This is a genomic window from Kribbella sp. NPDC058245 (assembly GCF_042882005.1).
Lineage (GTDB): Bacteria > Actinomycetota > Actinomycetes > Propionibacteriales > Kribbellaceae > Kribbella.
Genome location: NZ_JBHVWY010000008.1, coordinates 154,758 through 173,763 on the forward strand (window position 1 = coordinate 154,758; position 19,006 = coordinate 173,763).

At 68.3% G+C, this 19,006-nt stretch carries 16 protein-coding genes; 7 read left to right on the forward strand and 9 right to left on the reverse strand.

The window, feature by feature from the left end:
- Positions 1 to 16 precede the first annotated feature (16 nt).
- The 4 genes from ACFVWG_RS20410 to ACFVWG_RS20425 all read left to right on the forward strand — a co-directional run bounded on the left by ACFVWG_RS20410 (position 17) and on the right by ACFVWG_RS20425 (position 6,172).
- A complete protein-coding gene (locus tag ACFVWG_RS20410; RefSeq protein ID WP_391544898.1) occupies positions 17 to 1,276 on the forward strand; it encodes a multicopper oxidase domain-containing protein in 1,260 nt (419 codons plus the stop codon).
- 16 nt (positions 1,277 to 1,292) lie between these two features.
- Positions 1,293 to 2,582: a multicopper oxidase domain-containing protein gene (locus tag ACFVWG_RS20415; protein ID WP_391544899.1), complete on the forward strand. Its 1,290-nt coding sequence runs from the start codon at positions 1,293 to 1,295 to the stop codon at positions 2,580 to 2,582.
- A gap of 11 nt (positions 2,583 to 2,593) precedes the next feature.
- Positions 2,594 to 5,629 (forward strand): multicopper oxidase domain-containing protein, encoded by a 3,036-nt coding sequence (locus tag ACFVWG_RS20420; RefSeq protein WP_391544900.1) that lies wholly within the window; start codon positions 2,594 to 2,596, stop codon positions 5,627 to 5,629.
- Positions 5,630 to 5,692: 63 nt separating this feature from the next.
- Positions 5,693 to 6,172: a hypothetical protein gene (locus ACFVWG_RS20425; protein ID WP_391544901.1), complete on the forward strand. Its 480-nt coding sequence runs from the start codon at positions 5,693 to 5,695 to the stop codon at positions 6,170 to 6,172.
- An 8-nt stretch (positions 6,173 to 6,180) separates the two neighbouring features.
- On the opposite strand, the gene ACFVWG_RS20430 is transcribed toward ACFVWG_RS20425, so the two are convergent.
- Entirely contained in the window at positions 6,181 to 7,302 is a 1,122-nt protein-coding gene (locus ACFVWG_RS20430; RefSeq protein ID WP_391544902.1) for a sensor histidine kinase, read from the reverse strand.
- The gene (locus tag ACFVWG_RS20435) at positions 7,274 to 7,939 is read right to left on the reverse strand and encodes a response regulator transcription factor (RefSeq protein WP_391544903.1); all 666 of its coding nucleotides are present in this window, start codon (positions 7,937 to 7,939) and stop codon (positions 7,274 to 7,276) included. The genes ACFVWG_RS20430 and ACFVWG_RS20435 overlap by 29 nt, the downstream gene beginning before the upstream one ends.
- A gap of 286 nt (positions 7,940 to 8,225) precedes the next feature.
- On the opposite strand from ACFVWG_RS20435, the gene ACFVWG_RS20440 reads away from it, so the two are divergent.
- Positions 8,226 to 10,028: a copper resistance CopC/CopD family protein gene (locus ACFVWG_RS20440; RefSeq protein ID WP_391544904.1), complete on the forward strand. Its 1,803-nt coding sequence runs from the start codon at positions 8,226 to 8,228 to the stop codon at positions 10,026 to 10,028.
- 9 nt (positions 10,029 to 10,037) lie between these two features.
- On the opposite strand, the gene ACFVWG_RS20445 is transcribed toward ACFVWG_RS20440, so the two are convergent.
- The 6 genes from ACFVWG_RS20445 to ACFVWG_RS20470 form a co-directional block, all read right to left on the reverse strand.
- Positions 10,038 to 10,694 carry a hypothetical protein gene (locus ACFVWG_RS20445; RefSeq protein WP_391544905.1) on the reverse strand — a complete coding sequence of 219 codons (657 nt, stop codon included), beginning with the start codon at positions 10,692 to 10,694 and terminating at the stop codon, positions 10,038 to 10,040.
- 240 nt (positions 10,695 to 10,934) lie between these two features.
- Positions 10,935 to 11,645, reverse strand: a complete 711-nt coding sequence (locus ACFVWG_RS20450) for a response regulator transcription factor (RefSeq protein ID WP_391544906.1) — start codon at positions 11,643 to 11,645, stop codon at positions 10,935 to 10,937.
- A 43-nt stretch (positions 11,646 to 11,688) separates the two neighbouring features.
- On the reverse strand, positions 11,689 to 14,328 hold the full coding sequence (locus tag ACFVWG_RS20455; protein WP_391544907.1) for an FtsX-like permease family protein: 2,640 nt from the start codon (positions 14,326 to 14,328) through the stop codon (positions 11,689 to 11,691).
- Entirely contained in the window at positions 14,325 to 14,996 is a 672-nt protein-coding gene (locus tag ACFVWG_RS20460; RefSeq protein WP_391544908.1) for an ABC transporter ATP-binding protein, read from the reverse strand. Before ACFVWG_RS20460 ends, ACFVWG_RS20455 begins: the two co-directional genes overlap by 4 nt.
- Entirely contained in the window at positions 14,993 to 15,652 is a 660-nt protein-coding gene (locus tag ACFVWG_RS20465; protein WP_391544909.1) for an ABC transporter ATP-binding protein, read from the reverse strand. The genes ACFVWG_RS20460 and ACFVWG_RS20465 overlap by 4 nt, the downstream gene beginning before the upstream one ends.
- The gene (locus tag ACFVWG_RS20470; RefSeq protein WP_391544910.1) at positions 15,652 to 16,305 is read right to left on the reverse strand and encodes a hypothetical protein; all 654 of its coding nucleotides are present in this window, start codon (positions 16,303 to 16,305) and stop codon (positions 15,652 to 15,654) included. Before ACFVWG_RS20470 ends, ACFVWG_RS20465 begins: the two co-directional genes overlap by 1 nt.
- A gap of 128 nt (positions 16,306 to 16,433) precedes the next feature.
- Here ACFVWG_RS20470 and ACFVWG_RS20475 point away from each other — a divergent pair, with 128 nt between their 5' ends.
- Entirely contained in the window at positions 16,434 to 17,732 is a 1,299-nt protein-coding gene (locus ACFVWG_RS20475) for a sensor histidine kinase (RefSeq protein ID WP_391544911.1), read from the forward strand.
- Positions 17,733 to 17,781: 49 nt separating this feature from the next.
- Positions 17,782 to 18,381, forward strand: coding sequence for a DedA family protein (locus ACFVWG_RS20480; protein ID WP_391544912.1), 600 nt, complete (start codon positions 17,782 to 17,784; stop codon positions 18,379 to 18,381).
- Here ACFVWG_RS20480 and ACFVWG_RS20485 read toward each other — a convergent pair.
- Positions 18,299 to 19,006: a phosphatase PAP2 family protein gene (locus ACFVWG_RS20485; protein ID WP_391544913.1), complete on the reverse strand. Its 708-nt coding sequence runs from the start codon at positions 19,004 to 19,006 to the stop codon at positions 18,299 to 18,301. The two genes, ACFVWG_RS20480 and ACFVWG_RS20485, sit on opposite strands and share 83 nt — an antisense overlap.

Below are 19,006 nucleotides of genomic sequence, written 5' to 3' on the forward strand. Positions count from 1 at the left end.
CAACGGGAGAACTCCAGTGACTGCTAACTCCACGTCGCGTGGATTGACGCGGCGTACCTTTCTCACCGGCGCGGGTGTTGCCGGCGGCGCGATGCTCGGTGGGCGGCTGCTCACCGGTGGCACGGTGCTGGCCGCACCCGACCGGTCGGCGGCAGCGGCCGCCCATCCGATCAAGCAGGTCCACCTCGTCGGCACCGACGGCTGGGTGGCGATGCCGGGCGATGCACCGGCCGACCCGCCGTTCTTCCCCGACCCGCTCGCGCCGAGCCCGTTCAACACCTACGTCTTCGGCTTCCGGGACGTGACCGGGATGAGCTCGAACCTGGTCGCGGCCCAACGCGGCAAGGCGCAGGTGAGTGCCCCGATGATGGCGTTCGACGAGGACGACGACATCTACCTGACCCTGACCAACCTCGGGCTTGCGCAGCGGCCGGATCTGTTCGATGGGCACACGCTGCACTGGCACGGGTTCGTCAACGCGATCCCGCTGTTCGACGGTGTCCCGGAGCTGTCGCTCGCGGTGCCGATCGGGCGGGACCTGACCTACTTCTACCGGCCGCACGATGCCGGGACCTACATGTACCACTGTCACTTCGAGGACGTGGAGCACGTGCAGATGGGAATGACCGGCATGGTGTTCGTCCGGCCGGCCCAGAATCGGACACCGCTGCATCCGGGGGAGCGGTACGCCTACAACGACGGTGACGGGTCGACGGCGTACGACCGTGAGTTCGCCTTCATGCTGACCGAGCTGTGGTCGGCGGCGCACTACCGCGACGCGCACATCCAGGTCAACGACTGGACCGACTACGACCCGAGCTTCTGGCTGCTCAACGGCCGGGCCTACCCGGACACGATCGCCGCGAACGGGGATCCGCTGAGTACGACGGCCGGCCGGCTGCAGTATCAGCCGATCTCGTCGCTGATCCGTTGCAACGCCGGCGACAGGGTGCTGTTGCGGATGTCGAACCTGGGCTACCAGAACCATGCGATGACGGTGGACAACCTCGACCTGACCGTGATCGCCAAGGACGCGAGCCTGCTGAAGGGCCGCGACGGTACGACGAACTACCTGACCACGAACACGGTCGAGATCGGGCCCGGTGAGAGCCGTGACGCACTCTTCGTCGCACCCGGACCGGGCGAGTATCTGCTGTACGACCGCAAGTACTCGTACCTGAACAACGGAGGCGGCGCCGGGTACGGCGGCATGACGACGAAGATCGTCGTCGGGGCGCCCGGTACCTATCCCGCACAGACCGCGGCGAACGCGTGACGGGGGCGATGATCCGATGAACAGACTCTCGATCCAACGGGCGCTCGCCGTGACGGCGGCCGTCGTACTGGTCATGACACCGCTCGTGGTCCGCACCCAGGCCGCGGCCGCGGAGATGTCGGAAGGACTCCTCTGTGACAGCGACGCGAACCAGACGTTCTCGCTGACGGCGAGCGACGGCTACGTGTCGACGCCGGACGGCAACTCGATCTACATGTGGAGCTACGGCAACAGCAAGCGCGGCTTCCAGTTGCCCGGTCCGACGTTGTGCGTCGAATCCGGCCGGCCGGTCACCGTCGTCCTGCACAACAAGTTGCCTGAAGCAACGTCGATCGTCTTTCCCGGTCAGCAGTCGGTGCGGGCGAACGGCAACCCGGCCCAGCCGCAGTTCGACTCCGGTAGCTCACTGACGTCGCTGGTCCAGTCCGCCGACGCGACGGACGGCTCGGTGACCTACACGTTCACCGCCGGAAGCCCGGGGACCTACCTCTACGAGACCGGCACCGACGTCGACAAGCAATTGCAGATGGGCCTGTACGGCGCTCTGGTCGTCCGGCCCGCCGGTCACCCGAACCAGGTGAACGATCGCGCCGACTCGGCCTTTGCCAACGGCAAGGAGTATGTCTACCTGCTGTCCGAGATCGACCCCGATGTCCACCTGGCGGTCGAGCGGAACCAGCCGGTCAACGTCAACGCCTCGAAGTCGCGGTACTTCACGATCAACGGCCGCAGCATGCCCGACACCCTGGCGCCGAACAACGCGCCCTGGCTACCGGGGCAGCCGTACGGCGCGCTCGTCCACATCAAACCGTACGACGCGGCAACCAATCCGCTGCCGGCGACGATCCGCTATCTCAACGCCGGTAGCGTCAACTACCCGTTCCACCCGCACGGCAGCGACGAGCGCGTCATCAACCGCGACGGTCACGCCCTGCAGGGACCATCCGGACAGGACCTGTCGTACCAGAAGTACGACCTGGACGTCGGTCCCGGGCAGACCCTCGACGTGCTGATGGATTGGCGCGACGTGGAGAACTGGAACGCGACCACCAACCCGATCCCGACGCAGCTTCCGGCGATCACCGACCAGTTGCTGGTCGGGCCGGACACGTGGTTCTCGGAGAGCGGCTACCTGGGCACCAAGAACCCGGTGCCTTCGAACCTGACGCAGAACAACGAGTGTGGCGAGTACTACCACATCGCCCACAGCCATGCGCTGGAGCAGGCGACCAACTACGGGGCAGCTTTCGGCGGCATGATGACGGTCTTCCGCATCGATCCGCCCGCCGGCTGTGCGAGCCAGTGAGGACATCGACGATGACGAACAGACTTCGGGTCGCTGCCGTAGGCATCGCGACCACCGCGCTCGCAGCCGCGATGCTCTCGCCGGTCCCCGTCGCCGCGGTACCGGCAGCCCATCAGATGCCTTCGCGAGCATCGGTTGCCGTCGGCAAGCTCACCCCTCGCGGGTGCAGCTTCGCTGCCGGTACCGCTGCCTGTGATCTCTACGCGATGACCGGAACCACGACCGTCCTCGGAACCGCCGTACCGATCTGGGGCTTCTCCTCGACCGGTACCGCGGGCTCCGCGACCGCTCCTGGGCCGGCACTCGTCGTGCACCAGGGCGATCAGGTGACAGTCACCTTGCACAACCAGTTGGTGGGGCAGACTGTTTCGCTGGCGTTCCCAGGACAGTCCTCGCCTGCTGGTGGTGAGGACACGGCCGGCATCGCCTCGGGCGTCCGGACATACACGTTCACTGCCGGACGGGCCGGAACGTTCCTGTACGAGGCCGGACACACGTCCGGTGGTGCTCGTCAGGTGGCAATGGGCCTGGCGGGCGCGTTTGTCGTACTGCCGCCCGACGGATCGGCGTACGGCACGCAACCGGCCGGCTATCCGGCCAGCCAGTACGACGACGACGCGCTCGTCGTCCTGGGCGAGATCGACCCGGCGTTCAACGCGAACCCGGCCGGTTTCGACCTGCGCAAGTTCAGCCCGAAGTACCGGCTGATCAACGGAAAACCCTTCCCTGCCAGCGATCCGGTCGCGACGGACCAGGGGCACAAGGTCCTTCTTCGCTATGTCAACTTGGGGTCTCTGGCCCACCCGATGACGGTGCTCGGCGGTCTGCAGACCGAGATAGCACAAGGCGGACACGCGGTGCACTACAGCACCACGGTGGCGGCCGAGAGCGTCGATCCCGGCCAGACGATGGACGCGTTGGTGACCATGCCGACCGGGCCGGAAGCCAAGCTGGCGCTCTATGAGACCGCTCGCCATCTCGACAACAACGCGCAGCACACCGCCGACCCGTCGCAGTTCGCCTTCGGCGGCATGATGACTTTCCTCGACACCAATGCGCCACCTCCGAGCACGGACGGCGTCGGACCGGTGTCGACACATCTCAGACTGAGTCCGAACCCGTCCACCGGTCAGTCGCCGGTCACCGTCACCGCGGATCTCAGCGACGCGACCACCGGTGGCTCGGTGGTGAGCCAAGCCGAGTTCGTCATCGACGACGCGGTCACCGTCGGTCCCGGATTCGGTACGCCGATGAGTCTGCCGGCCAGTGGCGTCAGCGTGACAGGAGCGACCGGAACCATCACCACGGTGGTGCTGGCCGCTCTCGACGCCGGACGGCACACCGTCTTCGTCCGGGGATTGGATGCCGCAGGCAACTGGGGTGTCGTCGGTTCGGTGATCCTCAACCTGCCGAAGACCGGTCCACAGACGACCAACGGCTCGATCGCCGACGTGCCCGCCAACGCCACCGTCGCGGTCACTGTGTCCGCGACCGGTGACGATTCCGACGCGGGTGGTCTGATCACCGCTGCCGAGTACTTCCTCGACACCGCCGGAACCGACGGCACCGGGACCCCGCTCACGCTGAACCGCAGCGCGACCGTCGTCTCCGAGGACGTCGATCTAACCCCGGCCCTGCTGCAGACCCTCACCGAGGGAATGCATCACGTGCTCGTCCACAGCAAGGACTCGCTGGGTCTGTGGGGACCACCGCTCGACATTCCGTTGCCGATCGATGTCACCGGTCCGGCGGTCGACGCCGCTGCGGTCGGCCCGAACCCGACGAACGGCGTACTGGCCGACAAGAGCAACCCGGGCAACCTGCTGGTCTCGGCCGAGATCACCGACAAGGACGCCGGCGGCGCGGCGCAGAGCGTGCTGGTAGATGCGGAGGCGTTCCTCGATCCGACCGTTCCGAACCCGCCGGGTGGGTCTGGTCTGCAGCTCCTGCCGGTGGACGGGAAGCTCGACTCCACGGGCGAGGTGTTCTACGGACTGATTCCGTTGACGCAAGTCAGGGCGCTTGCCGACGGCACCCATCACGTCTATGTCCGCGGTCAGGACGCGGCCGGCAACTGGGGCCCGCTGTTCGCGGTGAACCTCGTGGTCGACAAGACGGCGCCAGTGCTGGGGGCTCTGACAGCCACGCCGAACCCGACTGGTGGGGCGGCCGTCCTGACCCTGACCGCTCCGGTCACTGATGCCTCGCTGATCGCGAAGGCGGAGTACTGGCTGGGCAGCACCGATCCGGGGGTCGGCAAGGGCATCTCGGTTCCGGTCAGCGTGGTGGCAGGCAAGGTCCAGGTGACGGTTCCGTTGGCATCGGTTGTCCCAGGCAACCAGGTGTTCAATCTGCGCGTGCAGGACCTGGCCGGCAACTGGAGCAAGGCGGTCAGCACGACCGTCTCGGTCCAACGGCCGAACGGGATCTTCTCCGACGGCTTCGAGTCGGGCGGCTTCGGCTTCTGGAGTTCGAGCACGGGTGGAGTGGCGAACACGACCACGGCCGCCCTGCCTGGACCGTTGGAGCCGGGCAGCGTGCGCGGGTTGCAGGTGACACTGCCGGGTGCGGCGTACCTGACGGACAACACTCCCGCGGCAGAGACGTCGTACCACGCGAGGTTCGTGTTCAACCGGAACACCCTCACCTCGGGGACCAACCCCGCCACAGCGCTGAGTCTGCTGCAGGCACGGACGGGTGCGAGTGCGCAGGTGTTCGCGTTGGAGTACCGGTTCACAGCCGGCTCGGCGCAGGTCCGGACCCTGATGGACCGCAGTGCTGCCGGGACCCTCACCGGAGCGTGGGTCACGCTCACGCCGGGCACCCACACGCTCCAGGTCGACTGGACGTCCGGGCCGGCCACCGGCACGACAGCAGGGTCGCTGCGGTTGCTGGTGGACGGCGTGAGCCGCTCGCTGCAGACCGGGAACACCAGCACATTGCGGATCGAGACAGCCTGGCTGGGAGTGTCGGCCGGAATGAGTAGCAGCTCCTCCGGGCGGGCGTACTTCGACACCTTCAACTCGACCAGGTTCACGATGCCGTAGCGGTTCGACGGCGGAGGCCTCGAGCACTTGAGGCCTCCGCCCCGTGCAGGGGAGGGAAGAAGCATGCTGCAGACAACAGTTCGTCGGGCCGGCCGGGGGAAGGGCGTCAACCGCCTGGTCGTCCTGGCGGCCGTGCTCGCGGTAGCGCTCGCGGCGGGCATTCTGGTCGGGATCCGGCTTTGGTCACAGACCGATGCGGCCGGGACGTTTCCGGAGAGTGCCGCGATCGAGCAGCAGTACGGCGTGCGTTTCAGCCGGGTCGCGGTAGTCGGGGACGGCGGCTTGATCACGTTGACCTATGTGGTCCTCGACAGCGAGAAGGCCACCCGGTTCCAGTCCGACGTCGGGCACCCGCCCGAGCTGCGCAGTGAGGCCCGCGACGGTGGGACCAAGCGCGTCTCAATCATGAAACAAGGACACACCCTGCGGGCCGGGCAGACGTATTACCTCGTGTACCAGAACACCAAGGGAGCGCTCCGGCACGGCGAGAAGACGTCCATCCAGGTCGGCAGCCTCGTCCTGCCGCATGCTCCGGTCCTGTGAAGCAGACATCAACCTGCCGGGGCTACCGCTCCCGGCTGGATCGGCAGCATGATCTCGAACAGCGCACCACCCTCGGGAGCCTGCGACACGTTGATCCGGCCGCCGTGCGCCCGGACCGCGGCCAGGGCCATCGGCAGCCCGAGCCCACTGCCCATCGGGACCACCGACGGCGGCGGGCGGAGCCAGAACCGCTCGAACACATGCGGAAGGTCGACAGCGCGGATGCCAGGCCCGGAGTCCGCGACGCCGACGACGTACCAGGGGCCCGAGATCGTGCCGGACAGCCGGATCCGCTCGCCGGGTGCGGTGAAGTGCACGGCGTTCTCGATCAGCGCCTCGATCGCGAGTTCGAGCCAGTCGGCGTCGGCTGTGATCCGCGCAGCAGCCGGCTTGTCGAGCTGCCAGTCCCGGTCGGCGCTTTCGGACCAGTTCCTGCCGATGCCGATGAGCAGCTCGCCCAGGTCGAGCTCGAGGTGCCGGAGCGCGCGCCCGGAATCCAGTTTCGCCAACGCGAGCAGACGGGTCGACAACGCCGACAACCGATTCATCTGCCGTACGACGATCGCGTAGTCCGTCGCCGACTCCGGATCACCGGTGAGGATCGGTTCGAGCAGCTCGAGATGCCCGACGGCGATGGTCACCGGCGTCCGCATGGCGTGCGAGGCCTCGCGGAAGAACTCGCGTTCGCGCTCGAAGACAGCGAGCCGTTCCTCGGCCATCAGCTCGACCTCCTGCTGGGCGGCGACCCGGCGGCGGGCGTGCCAGACCATGGCCAGGAAGAGCAACGGCATCAGGGGGATCTCGGCCCACTCGGCACGGCTGGAGCCGTCCTGCAACTGGTGGCTGACCAGGATCCAGCCGGTGAGCACGGTCACCATGAAGATGACCAGGAGGGTCGGCTTCAGCGGCCAGACGCGAAAACCGTAGACAAGCGTGAGGCCGAGGAACAACAGGTGATAGGGAATGACCTCCCGCTCGATCATCACCTGCATCAGCGCGAGCATCCCCAGCACGAAGACGGCGAGCAGGCCGTCGATCACGCGGTACCACTCCGACGCCAGCTTGCCGGCCCGGAGCCGGCTCAGCCAGGCCCCGCCACTGTCACGCGCTCTGAAGCTGATAACCGACATTGCGCACCGTCTGGATCACGTCACGGGTCATTTTGCCGCGCAACCGGCGGACGTAGACGTCCACGACGTTGGTCGCGGGATCGAAGTCGTAGCCCCACACGGCGGACAGGAGCTCGCTGCGGGAGCAGACCTTGTCCGGTTTGCGCATCAGATGCTGCATCAGCAGGAACTCGCGCTCCGACAAGGCCGCCTCGCTGCCATCGATCCGCAACCTGCGCGTCCGGATGTCGAGGAGGATCTGACCGACCCGCAGGACCAGGTCCTCGGTCTCCCGGCCGGCCGCGTCCCGCATCCCGAACCGCACCCTGGCCAGCAGTTCCCGGATCGTGAACGGCTTCGGCAGGATGTCGACTCCTTGCTCCAGGCAACGAACGCGCGCCTCCGCGTCGGCGACCGCCGAGAGCACCAGGATCCGGGTCTGCGGGCTGCTCACCAGTACGGCGGCGATCACGGCCTCGCCGTCGACCTCGGGCATCCGCAGATCGACCACCATCAGCTCAGGTTTCTTGGTCAGCGCCATCCGCAACCCGTCGCCACCGTCGGTCGCGGTGAGCACCCGGTACCCCTCGGCCTCGAGCCCTCGCCGGACGAATCGCACCACTTCAGGTTCGTCGTCAACTACCAGAATCGTTGTCATCGTTCCCCCCCAATGGCAGGTCGCGCAGCTGCGCGCACCCGACATCCAGTCCGCCCCCGAACCCAAGGCCATACTGACTCAGGGTGACGCCGGAGGGAAGGCCCACGGCACCCCAGTTCTTCCGGTCCCGGCATGACAATCGGATGAGAACCTCGTCATTTCCCCGCTCCTCGTCGCACCAAGGATGGATGCTGTCGATCACCACGGTTCGTGTCCGAGGGGGGAGTCCATGGGCGCGGTCACACTGGGTAGGCGGGCCCGTCCGCACCGTCGGTGGCTGACCGCGGTGAGCCTGCTAGCGGTCACTGCGGTGCTGTGGGTGGCCTCGGGTGGGGTCGCCCAGGCGCATCCCGTGCTGCTCCGGTCGACGCCGGACGACGGCCAGACTGTGCAGACCTCACCTCGACAGCTCGACCTGTGGTTCTCGGAACCTCCGACGGAGGCCGGGCTCGAGATCTCGTTGTCGGATCGCGACGGCAAGGTCATTCCGCTGGGCGCCACCCGGATCGCCGACCGCGGGATCCACCTGGTCGTGTCCGGGTTCCCGGCGTTGCCGCGCTCGGTGTACGAGCTGCGCTGGAGCGTCGTCTCGAAGTACGACCTGCACCGGCTCCAGGGCACGGTGGTCTTCGGGGTCGGGCTGGCGGCGACCTCGACCGGTGCACCGGCTCGTTCGGTCACCGGGCCGGCGGCGACGGTTCTGGACGTCGTACTGGGCTGGTTCGATCTCGCTGCCACGGCGGTCCTGTGTGGCTGGGCGTTTCTCTCGACAGCGCTGGCCCGGCGCCCTGACCCGGCGCTGCCGGAGCCCGCGATGGCGACCATGCTCGGGCTGGCGCTCGCGTTCGGGTTCCTGTCGCTCTTCACCTCACTGGTCCGCAGCGGCAGGCAGCTGTCGGAGGCAAGGAGTTCGGGGTCGGGATTGGCGATCTTGATCGACTCGGGCCAGTTGACGCGCTGGACGTTGCGCGAGCTGAGCTTGCTGGGAGTGCTGGTTGTGCTGATCAGGCGCGTCCGGGGCGCGCCGGCAGGAGCGGCGAGTACGTCGTTGCTCGCCGCTTTCCTGTTTGCCGACATCGTGCTGCGGTCCGCGAGCAGCCATGCTCAAGGTGGCCCGGCGTCCTTGGTCGTGCTGTCCCTCCACCAAGCTGCGGGGCTTGCCTGGATCGGCGGAATCGGCGTCCTCGCTGTCTTGACCAGCCAGTTGCGCGAGCGCCGAGGGCAAGCGTTGCGTCTCTGGAAGGCATTCGGGCCACTGGCCGCGGGCTGCGTCGCCGTGCTGACTGTGACCGGTCTCCTGCTGGCAGGACGCCAAGTCGCCACCGTCGATGCGGCACTGGGCACCCTGTACGGCGGAGCGCTGTTGGTGAAGCTCGCGGTCGTGGCGGCGGTGATGGCGCTGGGTTTCCGGCACGCCCGGCGGCTCCATCCGTGGCTGACCCGCCAGCCGGCTCGTGAGCCGAGGGCGCCGACGGCACGCGGTCAGCTGGTCACGGCCTTGCTGGGCCTCGGCGTGCTGCTGTTCGCGATGGTACTGGCGGTGAGTCCGCCGGCGCGTGGTCCACAGTTCAGCAAACCGCTGCCGGCGACGACACGGACGACGTACCAGGTGGACGATCTACTGATCACGGTGGCGCTCGCGCCGAACGTGCCCGGACACAGCCTCCTCCTGGTGGACGCGGTGAGCAGCAGGCGCCCTGTCCCAGGACCGATCACGGGGGTGACGGCCGACCTCGGCACGAACACCGGAATCGTCCTTCGCCGTACCCAGGGTGCCGCCGTGGGCGATTCACGCTGGCAGGCGGCAGTGGATGTCGACGTGACCGGTGACTTGCCACTCCGGATCGTCGCCCTACGCAACCACCCCGGCCCCGCCGTCGTCGCCGGAACCTGGGCAGTGCCGAGCGGTCTCGCGCCCCGTGCCGTCGTGGTTTCGAATGCTCCGCTCACCCCGTGGACGAAGATCGGCGCGGCAGTGGCCGCCCTGCTGTCCCTCGCCGTCGCGGCCGCGCTCATCCATCGCCGTCGCCGGCCGGCGACCCGGCCGGTTCGTCGCGTCCACCCCGACCTCGAGGTTTCGGAGACCTGACAGGCCGATTCAGCGGGTCGGACCGGAGAGGCGCCGAGCTCGGGTGCGTCTTTCATCGCGGAGGAGCAGGACGACCACTCCGGCAAGGATGATCGCGCAGACAACGGCGAACGCGACCAACGACGCCGGGCTGCTGCCCGGATGCCAACTCAAGGTCCCGCTGATCGTGACCAGCGTGCCGTCGACGAGCAGTTCGATCGCCCAGGCCCTGATCAGGTGAAGCTTGGTGGGAGCTTGGTCGACCACGGCCGGACGACCAGGCCCGGTCCAGCGGATCCGGTCGTCAGGGAACTGGGCGGTGTTCGACGTCGAGACCGCTTCCCACCCGGGCGCTGCCTCGGCGCTCGCGTCAACCGGGGTCGCCCGGCCCTCGTTGCGATAGTAGGTCGGCGCGTGCACGTTGTGTGAGACGCCGTGAGCGGTGATCCGGAGGTACTGATCGTGGTAGGAGCCCAACACGATGACAGTCCGGCTTGTCGGGTTCGTGATCCGCAGATAGCGTCCGTCCGCCGCAACGGAGATGTGCACACCGGGAACCGCGGGCCCCACGCTGGTGATCGCGCTGGCGAGATGCGGAAGCCCACCGTGCGCCGCGGCGGGCTCGGCGGCCACTGCCGAAAGCAGGAAGACGAGTAACGCGGTGACAGCGAGACGCCGTCTCCGCACCCGCCCTGATGACGCCTCCACAGCGCTCCCTGCGTCGAACTCCGGCAGCCAAGTACCCCTGACCCCGATTATGCGCCGCTACCCGGGCCGGGAAGTCCACGACGATGCGGATGATCGTCGGCTTGGACAGCCCGACGTCGAGCACGGCGACCGTCAATGGTCGTCGGACCGCGGACAGGCGCCATCTCGGTCCCTGCCCTGGAGCCTGCAGCATGTCGCTGACAATCCGCTGAGTGCTCGTCAGCAGGCTTCTTGGTCAGGCGGGTCGAGGCGGTAACCGTGGCCTCGCAGGGTGGTGATGGTGGGGACGGCCGCGCGGGAGCTGAGGCGGTGGCGGAGGGACGCGATGGTGACGTCGAGGGTCTTGGTCGAGCCGAACCAGTTGATGTCCCAGACCTTGGCCATCAGATCGTCGCGGGAGATGGCGCTGCCGGCGTTGAGCGCGAGGGTTTCGAGGAGTTCGTATTCCTTTGTGCGCAGGATGAGGTCGTCGCCTGCGATCGTGCAGCGACGAGCGGCGGTGTCGATGGTGAGGTCGCCGAGGGCGATCATGCCGGTGGTGGCTGGGGTGGGGCTGCGGCGGAGGTGGGCGCGGATGCGGGCGAGCAGGACGGTGAGGCTGAAGGGTTTGACGAGGTAGTCGTCGGCGCCGGCGTCGAGGCCGGAGACGATGTCGATCTCGTCGCTGCGTGCGGTCAGGATGACCAAGAGCAGGTCGGGCAGCTCCGAGCGGAGGCGCCGGGCGAGCTCGGTGCCGTCGAGGTCCGGCAGACCGAGGTCGAGCAGTACGACGTCCGCGCGATCCCGGCGTGCTCCGGCCAGACCCGCCGTACCGGTCGGGTACCACTGTGCGCGGTACCCGTTGCTGCGCAAGGCGCGCTCGAGCAACCGGCCGATGGTGTCGTCATCCTCCACGACGACAACCAGCGGCCGGTCGACAGCATTGCTCACGATTGCGACCGTACGGCGCGAATCCTGAGTGGGAGCTGAGTTCTCAGAGCTCGCGCAGCTCCTCGACCGCCGGTCTGGTCGTACCGCGAGCGCTCAGCAGGCTCCCGGCGAGAATCGCGCCGACCGCGACCACCAGGGTGACGACCAGGTAGGTCCACGGGACGGCGGTCGTCGAGGGCGGGGGATCGAAGACGCCGGTCAGCACCTTGATCAGCATGGCTGCCAGCGCCCAGGCAGTCAGCGCACCACCGATCAGGCCGCCAAGCGTCACGGCGATGGCCTCGCTCAGCACCAGCCCGCGGAGCTGACGTCGCCCGGCACCGAGCACGGTGACGATGGCGAAGGTACGGCGACGCTCAGCCAGCCCGAGTGCGAGCACCAGCCCGCCGGCACCAGCTGCGAGCAAGACCGCGAAGGTCAGCTCGAACCGGGTCAGCCCGGCCAGATCGACCGAGGTCAGACTGGAGCCGACCCGCGCCCGGATCTGGGTCAGGTCCGTCACGGTCGCCGAGTTGCCCAGCTGCTGCCGAGCGCCTCCAGCGACCGCGGCCTGGTTCTTGCCGCCGGTGTCGAGCAGGAATGCGCCGACGGTGGCGTTCCCGGTCGCCCGGGCGACATAGTCGGCGTTGGCCACGAAGAAGCTGTCGTGCGGCGCGGTCGGGAACTCCTTGACGATCCCCGCGTAATGGAAGGCCACCGTACGGAACGCCTTGGTTCGGCTGTCCTGCAAGCGCAGTCGCAGCAGATCACCGGGGGAGAGCTGGAAGTCCTTGACGGTCTCGTCGCTGACCAGGATCGAGTCAGGTTGCTGCGCCAACGTGGTCATCAGCTGCCGAGCTGTGCCGCCCACGAAGTAGGCGTCCTGCAGAGCCGTCGCACCGATGATCGTCGCCGGGCGGACGCCGTACAGATCCTGCAGGTCCGAGCCGACATACGCGAACCTGTGCTGCAACGGCTCAACCCCCTGTACGCCGGGAAGCGCAGCCAGTGTGCTCGCCGCCTCTGGGCCGACGTTCGTGCCCGGCGACTCGGTCACGGTGACGTCGGCGCCGTTGGTGACCAGCGCGTCGACCTCGGCCTGCTGACGGTAGGTCGCGTTGAACGTCGCGGTCGACACCGCGAACGAAACCGCCAGTCCGAGCAGCACGATCGACCGGATCAACGGGCCGCGCTGGCGCGACATCCCGGCAGCCGTTGTCCCAGCCAGCTGCCCGGTCAACGGCCGCACCAACGCGGCCAGCGGCCGCCTGCCGTGCGCGAGCGCGAGGGAGGCGAGGCGCCACAACAGTGAGGCGGCGCCGACCCAGAGCAGGGCCGGCCCGAAGAACGCCCAGTACGACACCGAGATTGCCGGAACGCCTTCGGGCGCGAGGACCAGCGAGTAGTTATTGTTGCTCGAGGCCCGGAAAACGAGCAGGGCAACAAGCAGGCAGACGAAGTCCAGACCGAACCGCATCCACAACGGGTTGCGGACGGCGCTCACCTGACGGCGTGCCGTCGCCACGGTACTGAACCGGACGTCCCGCCAGGCCGGCACGAGGACGGTCAGTCCCGCGACCACGAGCCCCGCGGCAACGGCGATCCCGGACCACGCAAGGGTCGTCGTACCACCGAAGCTGACGCGCCCGACGATCGCGGCCGCCGCGATCCCCAGGAGTCCGCCGATGATCCCGACCAGCGCGGCCTCCACGGCCGCCAGCCGCATCACCTGAGGAATCCCCAGCCCACGAACCCGAAGCAGCGCCTGCTCACGTCGCCGACGCGCGGCGCCTGAACCCGCGACAGCCGCTGTCAGTAACGCAGCCAGGACAGCGCCCGGCACACCGAGGAACAGGAACAAGATCTGTGCGTACGACGCGTCGCCGCGAGCCGCGTCCAGGGCAGCCCCAAGGTTGTTCCCAACCAGCGCGGCGCCCGATAACGCTGCCTCGAGATTGTGCGCGGCACCGACCACGGTGGTGTACGCCGAGGCCGGGTCAGCGGGCAGCACGGCGTTGCGGCGGACATGGATCTGAGTCGTGAGCGCAGCCGGATCGGAGGCGCCGATCGGCGCGATCAGCTGGTCGAAGAGCTTCCTGGGAAGCAGCAGAACGTTGTCCGGTGGAGCTGACGGCTGCGACTGTGGCGGCGCTCCAACCTTCTGGAACAGGGAATCCGCCTGCGGTAGGTCGACAACCCCGTCGATGCGCACCTTGACCGCCGCGAGCCCTGGCCGGCCGACTGAGATCGTGTCGCCGGGCGATGCATGCAGGTTGGCGGCCGTCTGCTGCGCCAGCAGTACGCCGTCGGCCCGGCCGGTCAGAGGCCTGATCTCGCCCGGAAACGATCGCTGGTAGTCGTCCGGCAAGCCGAGTACTACGCCCGGGCCCGTGGTCTGAGTCGATCCGGCCAGCGACGCCTCGAACCCCGTGGTCCGGCCGAAGCCAACCGACGACGCGACCGCCACTCCCGGCGCACTGCGAACTGTCTGCAGGACGGCCGCCGGATCACCATCGGCCTGCACCTCCACCTGCCAGTCGACCGCCACCGAGCTCGTCGCCCGAGTCGTCATCGTGGCCTTGGACGACGTCAGGAAGCTCCCCAGTACGGCGATCAACGCGACCGACAGGCCAACGCCGGCAGCGGTCGCGAGCAGTCGTCCGGTCCGGCGGCGCGCGAGGCCGGCGAGCCAGAGGCCGATCATGCGACACCGTCCCGAGCCGTCACGAGCAGCCGTCCGTCGTCCATCGCCCACCGCTCATCCAGCCGCCCGGCGATCACCGGGTCGTGCGTAGTCACCACAAGCGCAGCGCCTGTCTCGTCCGCGGCCGTGAGCAGCGCATCGAGAACCTGTACGCCGGTCTCCGCGTCCAGCTGTCCTGTCGGTTCGTCGGCCAGGATCAGGCGTGGTCGCAACGTCATGGCACGGGCGACCGCGACTCGCTGTGCCTGGCCGCCGGACAAGGTGTCCGCCAGTTGCCCGGCGTACCCGCTGAGTCCCACCGCCGCGAGCGCCACTGACGCTCGCGGCGTGGCTTCCGCCTCGTCAGTCCCGGTCAGTACGGCGGCCAGCGCGGTGTTCTCCAGTACGTCGAGAGCCGGCAGCAGGCTTGTCCCCTGGAACACCACGGCGATGTCGCGTGATCGAGCCGAAGCATCGACGCCGAACTCGGGCCAGTCCACCGAACCGCTTGTCGGCCGTTCGAGACCGGCCAGGAGATGGAGAAGGCTGGACTTGCCGGAACCCGAGGGACCGGTGATCGCGATCCGGGCACCGGCTTCGACCGCGCAGCTGCAACCGTGCACCGCGACGACTGCCCGGTCGCCGTGGCCGAAAGTGCGGGACACCTCGGAGCATCGCACCAGCGTCATTCGACGATCCTTCCGTTGGACAGCGTGATCACGCGGTCGGCGATCTTTGTCACGGCCACGCTGTGCGTGACGACCAGGACTCCGCGGCCGCTGGCGGCCCGGCCGCGCAGGAGTTCGAGGACGAGCTCCTCGGTCCGGCCGTCCAGTTCACCGGTCGGTTCGTCCGCGACGAGAACGTCGGGGTCATTGCTCAAGGCAACGGCCAGCCCGGCCCGCGCCAGTTCACCACCGGACAGTTCGGAGGCCAGCGCGTGCCCGCGGTCGCCGAGCCCGACCTGTTCGAGCAGATCCGCGGTCGAGTCGCCGGGCGCACGTCGTACGGCGGAGCGCGCCAGCCGGAGGTTGGCCTGCAGGGACAGGTGGGGGAGCAGGTTGCCCGACTGCAGGAGGACGCCGAGGCGACGGGCCCGGATCTTCGCGCGCTGAGCCTCGGGGCGGTGGCTGATCCGTTCGCCGCCGATGACGACCGAGCCACCGGCTGGTTCGTCGATGCCGGTCACGCAGCTGAGCAGGGTCGACTTCCCGGAGCCCGAGGGACCGATCACCGCGACGGTCTCGCCCTGAGCCACGTGCAGATTCACGCCGCGCAGCGCGAGGGTCTCCTCGTCGCCGGCCCGGAAGAAGCGGTACAGGTCATGACAGCGCAGTGCGTCCATCACTTCCACCGGACCGAGTCCGAGACGATCTTCCAGGGGTCGACGTTGTCGGCGTTGGTCGGTCCGGACAGCGTGAGAACGAGCTCGAGGCCGCCGTGGTGGAAGGCATAGCGTTCGAACGCGTCCCGGACGACCTTGCCCGTCACCGGATCAGCGCTGGAATCGCCCTGATAGGTGAGCAGCACCGCAGCACCGGCGGCACGGTCGACCTGGCTGACCTTGCCCAGCGAAAACTTCGGCACGCTGCGCTGGAGCTGCGGCACGACCTGGCTCGTGACCGTCTGCGGCGTGGCGGCGGTCGCCGAGCTCGCCGGTGCGATCTCGATCCGGTTCAGCTTGTCGGTGAAGGACGTGACCTTGCCCGCCGTACTGCGGGCCCAGCCCTCCGGCACCTTCACCGAGAACCCGGCGCCTTGGAAGGCGACGAACGCCTGGTTGTCGGGGATGTCACCCGGCGGGTTGGACTCGGTGGCGACCGGCTTGGGTGGCGCGGTGGTGCTCGGCTGTGGGGTGGAGGGCGCAGTCGTGGGTGGTGCGCTGGATGTGGTTGCTTCCGGCACCGAAGGACTCGGCGTGGCAGAGCCCGAGCCACTGCAGCCGGCCACCAGTGCGGCGGTCGCGAGCGGGACAGCGAGCAGGTACGAGCGATTCATCGGTCATCTCCAGATTTCGGGGCTTGCTCACGACGCTAGGAAGCGGCAGGCAAACACCGACCCCGCTGCCGGTTAGAGGACGGCAAAACTTTCGCGGAGACCCGGCCTGGAGGGCGGATGATGGCGTGATGAGGCGCCGGATCAGCAGAGTCGCGTCGGCGGCGGTCGCGGTGTCTTTGGTGCTGCTCGCGGTGCCGTTCGCGATCGGGATCAAGTTCGCCTACTTCACCGACGAACGCACCGAGCTGGAGCGTGCCGCGCTGGCCACTGCCGTTCAGGTGGCGCCGGACTTCAGCGCGGCCGATCCAGTCGAACTGCCGCCACCGGCGACCGACGGGCAGACCGCGGTCTACGACCGGTCCCTTCGACTCCGCGCAGGCAACGGGCCGTCGACGGCCGACGAGCTGACCCGCGGCGCATTGGCCGGCCGGGTGACGCAAGGCCAGATCAACGGAAACCTCGTGGTCGTGGTTCCGATCGCCGCGTCCGAGCAGGTCGTCGGAGTCGTCCGTACGGCGTCTCCCGTGAGCGAGGTCTGGACCAGGATCCTGCTCAGCTGGCTCGCGATCGTGGGAGTGGCCGCTCTGGCGCTTCTCGTCGGGGCCGTCGTGGCGGCGTGGCAGGCTCGACGCCTGAGTGCTCCACTCGAGTCCTTGGCCGAGGTATCGAGTGCGATCGCGGCGGGTGACCTGTTCCCGCGCGCCGGGCTGAGCGGGGTTACGGAGATCGACCTCGTGGCCCGAGCCCAGAACGCCATGCTCGACCGGCTGACCGACGTACTCGATCATGAGCGGCACTTCTCCAGCGACGCGGCCCATCAACTCCGTACGCCGCTCGCCGGGCTGCGACTCGTGCTGGAGACCGCGCAGTCCGCGGATGCTCGGGAAGCGATCGTCGACGCGCTCCAGCGCACCGACGAACTGCAGCGGACGGTCGACGAGGTTCTTGCCCTGTCCAGACTGTCGTCACCGAGCGGGCCGGTCACGACCGTAACCGAGGCGTTCGCAGCGGCAAGGCACCGATGGCACGGTCTCCTCGCCGACGCCGGTCGGCGCATCGAGTTCACGATCGAATCATCGGTCGGGCCGCGGGCCGTGCAGCAGACCGCCTGCCGGCAGATCCTCGACGTACTGATCGACAACGCGAGGACGCACGGCCGCGGCACGGTCTCGGTCAAGGCGCGGGACGCACTGGGTGCCATTGCGATCGATGTGTCGGACGAGGGCGCCGTTGTTGTCGGCGCCCGTGAGCTGTTCCGGCGCGGGACCTCCGGGGCAGCAGGCCCTGGGATCGGATTGTCGCTGGCCCGCAACCTCGCGGAGTCGGTCGGCGGCCGGCTGGTCCTCGTGAGCTCGCGACCCACGACCTTTGGATGGCTGACGCCGGACCTCGGCCGGAGTGATTCTCAGCGTGCTCTCAGCGGGTGAGTTCTAGATTCGGATCGTCTTACCGACTTTGCGATCCGGAGCTGTGGCGATGAACCCGTTGGACCCTCAGAGTTTGCTGACCCATCTCGGCCCGTGGGCGGTGTTACTGGTCATGTTCGCCGAGACCGGACTGCTGGTCGGCATTGTGCTGCCTGGCGACTCGCTGCTGTTCACGGCGGGCCTACTGACGACCACCGCCGTACAGCTGTCGTTGACGCAGACGCTGATCTTGGCTCCGCTGGGTGCGTTGGCCGGGGCACAGGTCGGGTACCTGATCGGTCGGAAGGCTGGGCCTGCGCTGGTCGATCGGCCGCGGTTGTCGCGGCCGGCTGAGCGTGCCGCCCAGCATCTCGAGTCGTACGGCGCAGGCAGGGCCGTCGTCCTGGCGCGGTTCATCCCTGGAGTGCGGACGGTGATGAACCCGTTGGCCGGGGCGCTGCGGGTTGATGCCAAGGTGTTCACGCGGTGGCAGATCGTGGGAGGAGTGGTGTGGACGGTCGGGCTGATCCTGGCCGGTCACGCGCTCGGCAGCCGGATCCCGAACGTCGATCACTACCTGCTCCCGATCATCGCCCTGATTGTGCTCGTCTCGCTGATTCCGCTGGCTGTCGAGTTCGTGAAGCATCGGAAGGCTCGCGCCACAGCCTGATCACGCCGAGGACTGTTGCGAGGAGTGCCAGCCAGGTGAGGGCGAGCGTCCAGCCGGCCAGTACGTCGGTCGCCCAGTGGTAACCGAGATAGACGCGGCTGAGACCGACCGCCGCGCTGAGCAGCAGGGCTAGCGCGGTGCCCGCGAGCTTGGTGACGAGGAAAGCGTTCGAGTACCAGAGCAGTGCCGCGAGCAGGGAGAAGAACACCAGCGAGCTGAGGCTGTGGCCGGAGGGAAACGAGAACCCGGTGCTGACCGTCCCGACGACGATGGAGGAATCGGGACGGTGGCGGCCGATCAGGACCTTGAACCCGTAGGTCAGCCCGGCGGCGCCGAGCATGCCGACGATGAGAATGAGGGCGGGCCGCCACCGATGAGTGCCGGCCCGCAGGATCAGGGCCGCGATGATGGTCAGGCCGGTCAGGACAGGGATCTCACCGAGGAAGGTGATGGCCCGGACCAGGGGCGTGAGCTCGTCGATCCGGTGGCTGACGAAGGTGCCGGTCAGGTGCGGGTCGAACGCGGCCAGGTCGTCGCCTTCGGTGGCCGCATCGGCCAGCCCGGCGAAGGCCGCCGCGCCGATGCCGACAGCGACCACCCCGGTGGCGATGCGCGCTCTGCTCAT